The sequence below is a fragment of the Paraglaciecola hydrolytica genome (assembly GCF_001565895.1).
Classification (GTDB): Bacteria; Pseudomonadota; Gammaproteobacteria; order Enterobacterales; family Alteromonadaceae; genus Paraglaciecola; species Paraglaciecola hydrolytica.
Map to the genome: position 1 here is coordinate 412,948 of NZ_LSNE01000005.1, position 11,809 is coordinate 424,756.

11 protein-coding genes are annotated in these 11,809 nt (G+C 41.7%); 10 read left to right on the top strand and 1 reads right to left on the bottom strand.

The window, feature by feature from the left end; translation table 11 throughout:
* Window positions 1-6 precede the first annotated feature (6 nt).
* Window positions 7-1,227, bottom strand: coding sequence for a pyridoxal phosphate-dependent aminotransferase (locus AX660_RS09790; RefSeq protein ID WP_068376003.1), 1,221 nt, complete (start codon window positions 1,225-1,227; stop codon window positions 7-9).
* 206 nt (window positions 1,228-1,433) lie between these two features.
* On the opposite strand from AX660_RS09790, the gene AX660_RS09795 reads away from it, so the two are divergent.
* The 10 genes from AX660_RS09795 (at window position 1,434) to AX660_RS09840 (ending at window position 11,747) form a co-directional block, all read left to right on the top strand.
* Window positions 1,434-1,952 (top strand): C40 family peptidase, encoded by a 519-nt coding sequence (locus tag AX660_RS09795; RefSeq protein ID WP_068376004.1) that lies wholly within the window; start codon window positions 1,434-1,436, stop codon window positions 1,950-1,952.
* Window positions 1,953-2,089: 137 nt separating this feature from the next.
* On the top strand, window positions 2,090-2,884 hold the full coding sequence (locus AX660_RS09800; protein WP_068376005.1) for a DUF2189 domain-containing protein: 795 nt from the start codon (window positions 2,090-2,092) through the stop codon (window positions 2,882-2,884).
* Between the two features lie 256 nt (window positions 2,885-3,140).
* Entirely contained in the window at window positions 3,141-4,325 is a 1,185-nt protein-coding gene (locus tag AX660_RS09805) for a thiamine pyrophosphate-dependent dehydrogenase E1 component subunit alpha (protein WP_068376006.1), read from the top strand.
* 2 nt (window positions 4,326-4,327) lie between these two features.
* Window positions 4,328-5,305 carry an alpha-ketoacid dehydrogenase subunit beta gene (locus tag AX660_RS09810; RefSeq protein ID WP_068376007.1) on the top strand — a complete coding sequence of 326 codons (978 nt, stop codon included), beginning with the start codon at window positions 4,328-4,330 and terminating at the stop codon, window positions 5,303-5,305.
* A gap of 21 nt (window positions 5,306-5,326) precedes the next feature.
* Entirely contained in the window at window positions 5,327-6,931 is a 1,605-nt protein-coding gene (locus tag AX660_RS09815; RefSeq protein ID WP_068376009.1) for a dihydrolipoyllysine-residue acetyltransferase, read from the top strand.
* A gap of 66 nt (window positions 6,932-6,997) precedes the next feature.
* Complete coding sequence (locus AX660_RS09820) at window positions 6,998-7,873, top strand: 23S rRNA (adenine(2030)-N(6))-methyltransferase RlmJ (RefSeq protein WP_068376011.1); 876 nt, start codon at window positions 6,998-7,000, stop codon at window positions 7,871-7,873.
* A 9-nt stretch (window positions 7,874-7,882) separates the two neighbouring features.
* Entirely contained in the window at window positions 7,883-9,775 is a 1,893-nt protein-coding gene (locus AX660_RS09825) for a serine/threonine protein kinase (RefSeq protein WP_068376013.1), read from the top strand.
* A 45-nt stretch (window positions 9,776-9,820) separates the two neighbouring features.
* Window positions 9,821-10,687: an acyl-CoA thioesterase gene (locus AX660_RS09830; RefSeq protein WP_068376015.1), complete on the top strand. Its 867-nt coding sequence runs from the start codon at window positions 9,821-9,823 to the stop codon at window positions 10,685-10,687.
* Window positions 10,684-11,208, top strand: a complete 525-nt coding sequence (locus AX660_RS09835) for a gamma carbonic anhydrase family protein (RefSeq protein ID WP_068376017.1) — start codon at window positions 10,684-10,686, stop codon at window positions 11,206-11,208. Before AX660_RS09830 ends, AX660_RS09835 begins: the two co-directional genes overlap by 4 nt.
* 80 nt (window positions 11,209-11,288) lie before the next feature.
* Window positions 11,289-11,747, top strand: a complete 459-nt coding sequence (locus tag AX660_RS09840) for an energy transducer TonB (RefSeq protein WP_068376018.1) — start codon at window positions 11,289-11,291, stop codon at window positions 11,745-11,747.
* Window positions 11,748-11,809: the final 62 nt, after the last annotated feature.

The window sequence follows — 11,809 nt, forward strand, 5'->3', positions numbered from 1 at the left end:
TTTAACTTAATTCACTTGTTTATAATGTTTAAAGAAATTACCTATGCGCTCAATGGCTGGTGTTAATTCGTCGATATGGGGTAGAAATACCAGACGGAAATAACAACCTTCGCGCAAATTAAAACCACTGCCGTGTACCACTAAGACTTTTTCTTGGCGCAATAAATCAAGCACCATGAGTTCATCGTTAGTAATGTTAAATTTTTCTGCGGCTACTTTGACAAAACAATAGAGGGCTCCTTGGGGCACAACACAAGATAAACCATCAATAGCGTTGATCATGTTACAGGCGAGGTCGCGTTGCACTTTTAATCGACCGCCGGTACTGATCAACTCGTTGATACTCTGATAGCCACCTAAAGCAGTTTGAATAGCATGCTGACTGGGCACATTGGCACACATACGCATGGAAGCCAACATATTCAAGCCTTCGATATAGTTTTTTGCTAACCCTTTGTTGCCACTGACCATCAACCAGCCAGCGCGAAAACCTGCAATACGGTAGTTTTTCGATAAACCACTTAAGGTAATAAAAAAGATGTCAGTGGCCATGGCCGCGATGCAGTGATGCTGGGCATCGTCATAAAGGATTTTGTCGTAAATTTCGTCGCTAATAATGGCTAAACCAAATTCACGGGCCAGCTCAATGATTTCACCTAATAGTTCTTTTGTGTAAACCGCACCTGTGGGGTTGTTAGGGTTGATCAGGACGATGGCTTTGGTTTTATCGGATATTTTACTGCGCATATCGGCGATATCGGGTTGCCAAGCGTTAGATTCATCACAAAGATAGTGCACAGGTTTACCCGAGGACAAACTCACAGCAGCTGTCCATAAGGGATAGTCTGGGCTTGGGATCAGTACTTCATCATTGTTATTGAGCAATCCTTGCATGGCCATCACGATTAACTCACTGACGCCATTACCAATGATGATGTCTTCTACCGTGATATTTTTAATATTCTTTTGCTGGTAGTACTGCATAACCGCAACACGAGCGGGGTAAATACCCTTGGCATCAGAATAACCTTGGGAGCGGGGCAGATGATGGATCACGTCTTTGAGTATGTCTTCGGGGGCTTCAAATCCAAAAGGCGCAGGGTTACCGATATTGAGTTTTAATATCCGGTGACCTTCGTCTTCCATCTTTTTGGCGTAATCGAGAATCGGGCCGCGAATGTCGTAACAAACATTGTCTAACTTATGGGATTTATTGAGAGTTTTCATTGAAATAGCAAATGCTGAAGAATACTCACAGATTAAACCACTAGGCCTAGCACTGTTAAGTGCTAATTTCGTTTGTAAGGCTGATTTTATAAAAACTTAGGCTGAAAACGCGTTTAGTTACATCAGCTTACAAAGGTAATTTGGTCTAGTCTTAAAAATTGGGTATTTAATAAACAAGTGTTGATGTAATACAGGGTACTACTACTATGGCTTTACCATTATTGTGGCTAGGTGCTGGGGCTTTAGCTTTATTGGCGAGCAAAGAGTATGCACAAGAAACACGTATTAAAAGTCGTATCGCTTTGTTGCCCGGTGAGGGTAAACAGAGTGTAATTCCGGCAGATGGTGCGGTAGTCAGTTGCGGTATTTATGGTTTGTTTGAGCACACCGGAATTTGGCTAGATGGCAATGTCATTGAGTTAAAAGGCAATGGCTTGATCCGCGGTATATCTCCTCAACGTTTTTTGCAAAACCGCAGCGGAGAATTTATCTACATGGCTTGTGATCAATTTGAACAACCCTTGATTGCTGAATTTGCCGCTGAGCGCGCCCGAGACCAACTATTTCAATACTCAGAATATGATCTTTTCAAAAATAACTGCCATAAGTTTGTGTGGCAATGTATCAGTGGTCAAAAGCAACAACTTACCCGGTTTAGTGATCTTAATTTAAAGATGGCCGAGCATTTTAATAGCCATATCCATTGGCACAAAGCCCTTGTTTAAGTCTAATAAGCAATAATATTGAATTTTTTCCATCAAACTCGCGGTACCTTACGATATCCCTTGATAAAGCGGAGCCAGTGGTTTACTAATTAATAGAGGTTTAAAAAGCATTAACATCATTATCTTGGAGTAAGCTTATGTCTCAGCATTTTAAAGAAACACCCCACAATGCCATTTCTGATAGCCATATCGCACGCGTCATTCCCTGTAAACAACTGAACATGAGTGACCCCTTTAAATGGCTGGTATTAGCTTTGCGTGATGCTCAACGTGCTCCGGTGTTGACGTTATTTTTTGGCGTGGTGTTTGCCGCCATCCCTTGGTTTATTACTTATTTGGTGCAGCTTACTGGTTGGCACTTAGTGATCATGCCGGCCATTGTGTGTTTTATTCTGATTGGGCCTTTTTTAGCGGCAGGTTTGTATGATGTCAGTTGGGAATTAGAAAAAAACCATGTGCCTAGTTTATGGCACAGTATCAAAGCCATCAAACGTAATGCCGTAAACGAGTGGGCTTTAGGCATACTACTGATGGTATTAATGATTTTTTGGTTGCGTATTGCTTCTGTCATCCATGCCTTGTATCCCCCTTATTTGGATGAAAACTGGGAAAACCTTCTGCCATTTTTAGCTGTGGGTACTGTTGTTGGAGCGGGTTTTACTTTATTAGTGTTTTTCATCAGTGCATTTACTCAGCCTATCTTAATGGAAAGAAAGGTCGATCTAGCTACCGCAGTATTAACCAGTATGCATGCGGTTTGGACTAACAAGGCTCCAATGATGTTATGGGCCTTTATCATTCTCATGTCAGTGTTAATTGGTTTCGCGACTTGGTTTATTGGCTTTGTATTTTTAATGCCATTGATTGGCTACGCTACCTGGCATGGTTACATCGACACTATTGAAACCAAACGTCAAAGGCATTTTGAATAGTCATTAGTTTTTTACAATAAGGCATCCTTGGATGCCTTTTGTTTTTAAGTTTGTCAGATAAAGGCCCGTATTTATTAATTTATAGGATGAACATCATCATTAGTAATTTTTTTTAGGCAGTTGATTCCAGCAATTTTATTCCAGCACTATAAATCGCAAGGTCTTGTTTCAAATACTCCACTACTATTTACATACTCATAACAAGCTATAAACCTAATAAAAACAAAAGTGTTTATATTGCCTTAAAGGTTAGTAAATGAAAGACAGAAATCATTTGTCGAATATTGGTCTAAGCCATCAGGTTAATGTGATAAGCAACGGCCTGCTAGACATCCCCATGTTACAACTACTACAAGCTGATGGTGTGCCCCATGCTCAGGCAACGCTGCCAGACATGACCCAACAAAAAGCAGAAAAAATATTAGGCACTATGCAATTTATCCGTATTTTGGATGAGCGTATGGTGGCCGCTCAACGTCAAGGGCGCATAAGCTTTTATCTAGCCTGTACCGGAGAAGAAGCTTCTACGGTTGGCAGTGCAGCGGCCTTAGAGCCACAAGATATGATCATGTCTCAATATCGCGAACAGGGTGCTTTGGCCTATCGTGGTTTTACCACTGAGCAGTTTATGGATCAGATGTTCAGCAATGAAAAAGAGCCTAATAAAGGTCGTCAGATGCCCATTCATTATGGGGTCAAAGAACTCAATTTCATGACTATCTCGTCACCCTTAGGCACACAAATCCCCCAAGCCAGCGGTTATGCCTATGGCCAAAAGATGGCTGGTTTAGATGCGGTGACGATTTGTTATTTTGGTGAAGGTGCTGCGTCAGAAGGGGATTTTCACGCGGGGTTGAATATGGCTGCGGTGTTAAAATGTCCGGTGATATTTTTATGTCGTAATAATGGTTATGCCATTTCCACTCCATCTGAAGAGCAATTTGCTGGTGACGGCATTGCCTCACGTGGCATAGGTTATGGTGTTAAGACTATTCGAGTAGACGGTAACGATGTAATGGCAGTGTATGCGGCCACGCAAAAAGCCCGCGAAATTGCCTTAGCGGAACAATGCCCGGTACTAATCGAAGCAATGACCTATAGATTAGCGGCCCATTCAACCTCCGATGATCCAAGCGGTTATCGTTCTAAAGATGAAGAAGAGCGCTGGCGAGCCAAAGATCCAGTACAACGTTTTGCAGCATGGATGCAAAGCAAAGGTTGGTTTGATGAAGAACAAAATAAGCTGTTTTTAGAACAAAGCCGCCAAGAAGTATTAAGTGAATTAAAACGAGTTGAAAAAGTGCCTATTTGTAAAATTGATGAAATTATTACTGACGTATATGACGTTCCACCTTGGCACTTAAAAGAACAGCTGGCTGAGCTTAAAGCCCATATTGCTAAGTATCCCGATGCTTATCCCAAAACCTCAGGGAGACTATAGTTATGGCGAAAATGAATATGTTACAGGCGGTGAATAGCGCCTTGATAAGCGCCATGACTAAAAATGAAAAAGTCATGGTGTTTGGTGAAGATGTAGGCCATTTTGGTGGAGTATTTCGTGCCACCAGCAACTTACAAGAAAAGTTTGGTAAAAATCGCTGTTTTAATACTCCCTTAACCGAGCAAGGCATTATCGGTTTTGCCAATGGTTTGGCGGCCCAAGGTTCGGTTCCTGTGGCCGAGATCCAATTTGCAGATTATATCTTTCCGGCCTTTGATCAAATCGTAAACGAAACCGCCAAGTGGCGTTATCGTTCCGGTGGGCAATTTAGTTGTGGTTCCTTAACCATTCGCACGCCTTACGGCGGTGGTATTGCTGGTGGTTTGTATCACTCACAATCACCAGAGGCGTTTTTTGCTCATATACCTGGCATGAAAGTGGTAATACCGCGTAATCCTTATCAGGCTAAAGGGCTTTTACTTAGTGCCATCCAAGATGATAACCCCGTGTTATTTATGGAGCCAAAACGCTTGTACCGTGCTTCAGTAGGCGAAGTACCAGAAGACGATTACATTATTCCACTGGGTAAAGCGGAAGTGCTTAAACAAGGTTCAGACATTAGTTTATTGGCCTGGGGCGCACAAATGGAAGTCCTAGAAAAAGCCGCACAGATGGCTGAAGAGCAGGGGATTTCTTGTGAAATTATCGATTTACGCAGTATTTTGCCTTGGGATCGCGATACTGTTGCGACGTCAGTGCAAAAAACCGGACGTTTGTTAATTAGTCATGAAGCGCCCTTAACGGGCGGTTTTGCGAGTGAAATCGCCGCGAGTATTCAAGAAAAATGTTTTTTACACCTTGAATCACCTATAACTCGGGTTTGTGGTTTAGATACCCCTTATCCCTTGGCCCATGAAAAGGAATATATGCCTGATCATCTGAAAATATTCGAAGCGATTAAACGCTGCGTGCACTTTTAACCTTATTGGGAGAACAGATAAATGATTAATTTTATTTTGCCCGATATTGGAGAGGGCATAGTTGAATGTGAGTTGCTTGAATGGTTAGTGGCCGAAGGTGACATGATAGTGGAAGATCAGCCCGTGGCAGAAGTGATGACGGACAAAGCCACAGTGCAAATTCCCGCCATGCACAGCGGTAAAGTAACAAAGTTGTATTATAAGGCCGGTGAAATTGCCAAAGTACATGAGCCGCTGTTTGCCTTAGAAACTGCTGAGGATAACAATTCAGATCTGACAAATGCGCCAAGCAATACACCTGAGCCTGACAATCAAAAAGCGGTATCAACTACATCTACTGCAACAGCAAGCCATGACAGTGCTGCCGTTGACTTTATCTTACCCGACATAGGGGAAGGTATAGTGGAATGTGAAGTGGTGACGTGGTTGATTAAAGAAGGTGATGAGATCAAAGAAGATCAACCTGTGGTTGAAGTGATGACGGATAAAGCCTTAGTTGAAATTCCGGCAAAATATTCTGGCAAAGTAAGTAAGTTATATTATGCCCAAGGAGAAATTGCCAAGGTACATACTGCGCTTTTTGCCATGTTAGTGGAAGACAGCAGTGTAGTAGCAAACTCTCATGCTGCTGATAACTCACAAGATAAAACAGTACAAAGCGAAAACCGTCAGCTAAGTAATAAGACCGCTGAAAATACTGAGCAAGCCCTTCGCACAGGCAAAGCCTTGGCTAGCCCAGCGGTAAGACGGTTGGCGCGGGAAATGGAAATTGACTTAGCCAGTATTCAAGGCAGTGGTGATAAAGGGCGAGTATTAAAATGTGATTTAACTGCGCCTAACTTAACTGGGACTAACTTATCTTCGTCTAACAGCAAGCAAGCTACACAAATGACTCAAACGCAAGCCAGCCATGTAACAGGCGGTGTGCGTAAAGAGGCTATTCGTGGCATCAAGGCGGCGATGGCTAAGCAGATGACTCATGCCGCATTGACCGTGCCGCATTTTATGGTGAGCGATGATATTGAGTTGGATAAACTCATTGAAGTGCGTAACCACTTAAAAGATAACTTTGTCAAACAAGGGGTAAAACTGAGTTTTATGCCGTTTTTTATTAAAGCGCTGTCGCTGGCCTTAAAACAATTCCCCATTATTAACAGTCAAGTTAACGCTGATTGCAGTGAAATTAGCTATTTTGATGATCATAACGTAGGTTTGGCGGTTGATTCAAAAATTGGCTTGTTGGTGCCTAATATCAAAGGCGTGCAACATTTGTCTTTGTTCGAAATTGCGCAAAAAACCAATGAGCTAATAGAACTGGCCCGTGAAGGTAAGTTGAAAAATCACGATCTTAAAGGTGGCACCATTAGTATCTCCAATATTGGTGTATTAGGTGGCACGGTGGCAACACCTGTGATCAATGCACCAGAATCAGCTATCGTCGCCTTAGGTAAAATTCAACGTTTACCGCGCTTTGATGCTAACGACAATGTAGTTGCAGTTAATATCATGCAGGTCAGTTGGTCGGGGGATCATCGTATTATCGATGGCGCGACCATGGTGAGATTTAACAACTTATGGAAATCTTATTTAGAAAATCCACTCACAATGTTGTTAGAATTGAAGTAGCGTTCTAGTTTGTGTTTAAACCCGCTTAATGCGGGTTTTTTATCTTTATCGATCAGGAGTTGTCGCTTGTTTAGTTATCGTCACAGTTTTCATGCGGGTAATCATGCGGATGTATTAAAACATCTGTGCCAAATGTTGTTAATCGACAAACTCAAAATCAAAGATAAGGGTTTTGTGTATATTGATACCCACAGTGGCGCAGGGCTTTATGATTTGGAGTCCGATAACGCTAAAAAGACCAACGAATTTCGTCAAGGCATTGAACTGTTGATGAAATATCAAGGCGACAATCCCCATATTAAGCAGTATGTGGAGCTTATTTCTCACTATCATCGCCACGGTAATTATCCGGGCTCTCCTGAAATCGCCAGTACTTTACTACGCCCACAAGACAAACTGATTTTGATGGAATGGCACAATAAAGAAATTGATAACTTACGCCACAACCTAAACGGCAAAAATGTCGCTATACATCACCGTGATGGTTTTGAAGGTTTGCTAGCCATGACGCCTCCTAGTTTGCCTCGAGGCATGGTATTAATTGATCCCTCTTATGAAATGGCCGATGAATACCAACAGGTATTTGATTCGGTAACTCAAGCTCTTAAAAAATGGAGTGGTGGCATCATTGCCATTTGGTACCCGTTAATTGCGCCAAAAGAGGATAGTGACGACGCGAAATTTTTAACAGCGAGCAAGATGGGTAAGAGTGAGCTGTTATTACAGACACTTTCGTCACAACCCTTTAAAAACATGCTTAATATTGAGTTATGCGTAACTGAAAATAAGGCTGGTGCGGGTATGTATGGCTCAGGCATGGCGATTATTAATGCACCTTGGCAGTTTGACGAGCAGATTAAATTAGCTGTCGATGAATTACGCACAATTTTAGGCCAAGACTCGGCGGCTAAGGCCAAAGTCGAATGGCTGATTAAAGAGTAAAATATCTCGATGTTGCCACCAGCTGGGATAAAACATTTTTATATTCCTGATGAGCAGTCAATTTACTTACTGTCCCATAAAGATGCTAAAAAACTCAAAGACTGGTTCAGGTTGTGTACCGAACAACTTGAACTACTGGGTTACAACAATATTCAGTTAATTGGCAAAGGCGCCTTTGGTTTTGCCTTTGCTGGTGAACTTCCCGCAGCAAACTCCACTGTTATTGATTCAAGAGAGATAGACTCAAGTGAGATGCAACGCCAGTTAGTGTTTAAGTTTTCACGGGTTAATTTACCCCAGCATATTCAAGACAGGCTCGAAGAAGAAGCCTACATGCTCAGCCAAGTTGAGCATGTCAATGTGCCTCAGTTAATTGAATTTCAGCGGGTAAAAAAGCAAGCGATTTTAGTGATGGAGCGCGCAGCAGGGGAGGATTTAGAAAAAATATCTCTGCAACAAGGGCCTTTATCGCCACGTTTAATTGTGAAGATCGCCAGTCAAATGGCGGATGTATTGTGGTATTTACGCAACTTTGTGCAACAAGGTCATAAAAAGCCCATAGTGCACGGTGATATAAAACCTTCAAACATCGTTTTTGATCCCAGTACTGAGCATGTTGGTTTGATTGACTGGGGCTCTTCGGTATTTGCCCAAGTAGATGAACACCATGATTTTATTAGTCAAAACATCATGGATTTGATGTCCAGTGAAATGCAGCAAACTAATGCTAGGTTAGGTGATGTGTATTTTATTGGTGATGACCAGCTTAATGGTGGTTTGTCGTCACCGCGTTTTGATGAACAAGGGCTTGCTAGTACCCTGTATGCCTTGGCGTCAGGCCAGTCTTGTCGCTTTGGCTGGCGGGTGATTACGCCAAATTCATTGGGTTTACCACAAGAGCTAGCACGGACATTGACGGCCATGCTCAGTGATGATCCCAAAGAGCGTCAGCGAGGTGGTGACTACTTTTTACAAAATATGCGCTACATGAAAAACCTGTTGTTAATCGACAGTCACATAGTCCCAGATAAAGTATTAATACCGAGTTGGATCCACGCCAAGGCAAAAGAAATAGATACCGTGGTGTACAGCTCACGTAAATCGTTTTTGCGGGCAGAATCCTATTCGAATAACTCTCCAAATAGTAATGAACTGCGTTACATGAATGACGCGCAATTTGAGCGTTATTACAAAAACTATTTGCAGGGTATGGGCGAAACCGAAAAAGCCTTTATCTCTGCTGTCAGCCGTTTGGGTAAATATCCAGTAGTGGGCGGTTTGGCTGTACGGTGGCAGGCAGAAGGTGTGTATATCGATTCAAACCTCAATTTATATGATGCTAAGTTGCAAGCTTCCTTTGAAGCCGCAGTAAATAACGTGGTTAATTTGGCTCGTGCCATTCAGCGTGTAGGTGTGCTCAAATGTTGTTTATTTAATGCTCGTGACACACTGCATCTTGAACGAGACAACGAAAACCAGGCTTTTATACCCGAATCCACTATGTCTATTCCTTATGAATTAAGTCGTATTTCGCTGACCGAAGATGAAACTCGCATGCATTCTTATTTTGAAGATGGTGATGATCCCGATGAACTACTAACCTTACCCCCGGCACTGCTGAGTATTATCCGTCAGTTAAACAGTATTCATCATACCGGTTGTATCATTTTTGAATCTTTACCCACTCACCTTAAAATTCATAACTATTACCGCCTGTTAAATCACAGCATGGAGCTGGAATTTAAAAGTCTTTTGAAGGATATTATTGATTTAATTCCACAAATTACTGGTTTAGGTATTTCGGGTTTTATGAAGTTACCTTATAAAGATACCCGTTTTTTTGAACATCAAGCCCAATTAGCTGATAAGTTTTACCCTAAAGATCCTCGTCAAGCTGTGTAGTTTCAGCTTTGTAAGGCAAATAAAATATATTGAAAGTGAGTCCCTATGTCAGACGTTAAATTAGTTGAATTATTAACCCTAGAAAAAATTGAAGAGGGTTTATTCCGCGGTCAGAGTTGGGATTTAGGCTTTCGTGCCTTATTTGGCGGCCAAGTAATGGGCCAAGCCTTAGCGGCTGCTCAACTAACCTTACCTGAAGATCGCCTAGCCCATTCATTTCACAGCTATTTTTTACTACCAGGCGATGCCAATCAGCCCGTGTTGTTCGATGTAGAAAACGTACGCGATGGCCGCAGTTTTTCTACTCGACGGGTAAAAGCCATTCAAAATGGTAAAAATATCTTTTACATGACGGCCTCTTTTCAAAGCCCTGAAAGTGGTTTGGAACATCAATATGCGCAAATGCCTAAGGTGCCTGAGCCTGAATCAGTTGAGCCTGATATTAAGTTTTATGAAAAATCCATTGGTGATATGTCATTGCGTATGCGTGAAGCCATTGGCTATCACCGACCCATCGACATTCGTACTGTACAAGCCATTGACCCCTATAAACCGCAAAAGCTTGAACCTTTACGCTATATTTGGATGAAGGCCCATGAGGCACTAGCAGGGAATATTCATCTCAATCAAACCATGTTGGCGTACGCTTCTGACTATCATTTTTTAGGTACCTGTCTACAACCTCATGGTATTTCGGTGCGTAATAAAAATTTACGCATGGCTACCATCGACCACGCCATGTGGTTTCATCATCCCTTTGATTTTAATGATTGGTTGTTGTATTGCGCTGAAAGCCCTTTTACTGGCAGTTCTCGTGGCTTAGTCAGAGGGCAGTTTTTCAATCGTGAAGGTAAATTGGTGGCCTCTACTATGCAGGAAGGCCTGATGCGCCAAATCGAGGAAAAATCATGATTTATTCATTGGGTGACAAACACGTTGAATTAGACCAACCGGCATTTATTGCGCCAGGAAGCCATGTCATTGGTTTGGTAAAGCTGATGAAAGACAGTAGCGTATGGTTTAACGCGGTATTACGTGGAGATTGCGACCTCATCACAGTGGGTGAGGGCAGTAATATTCAGGATGGCTCAGTATTACACACCGATCACGGTATTCCATTGGTAATTGGTAAAGGCGTAACCGTTGGGCATAAAGTCATGTTACATGGCTGTGAGATAGGTGATTACAGCTTAATAGGTATTAACAGTGTGATCTTAAACGGCGCTAAGATCGGTAAACATTGTGTAATTGGTGCCAATGCCTTGATCACTGAAAATATGCAGATCCCAGATGGCTCTGTGGTGATGGGCTCTCCAGGAAAAATAGTTAAAACCGTTTCTGACAGCCAAAAATTGATGTTAGAAAAATCCGCAGAGTATTATGTGGGAAATGCTAAACGTTTTGCTAGTCAATTAAATCCTGAAATACCATGAACAAATATCGTAAGTTTATTCTAATGGATATGTCATCTAGTATTTCTTAATTTCCACAGACTCAATTAATTGGCTAACTTATGCGTTATTTATTGTTGATATTGATAATAATGTTGTGTGCTTGTGCCAGCCAACAACCTACGAAACCAAATAAGTTAAACGAAAGATCCACAACAACACCTACTAACTATGCTCATGCTAGTGAGTCAAATATTGTTGGTTCGGCAATAGAAATACAGCAAAAAATGGCACAACGAACTTTGCAAACCACGGCTGGTAAAATTCAAATTTTAGCGTCTGTTTTTCCTACTTATCCTCAGCCACTGTTAGAACAAAACATTACTCACAGAGTCGTTATTGAATTTATTGTTAATGAATTTGGTGAAGTTGAGCAACCGAAAATTTTGAGTCAGGCAAACTGTGAGTTTGACCAAGTCAGTTTAGAGGCAATTTCACAATGGAAATTTGCCCCTATTATTGAAGATGGAAAAGTGGTCAGAATTAAAGCCCGTCAAGCGTTTAACTTCGAAATTCGTTAAAACTGTATTTTGCTATTTGTGAATTTACTTTTTTAAATACTAGGTGAATTGAATAATAAAAA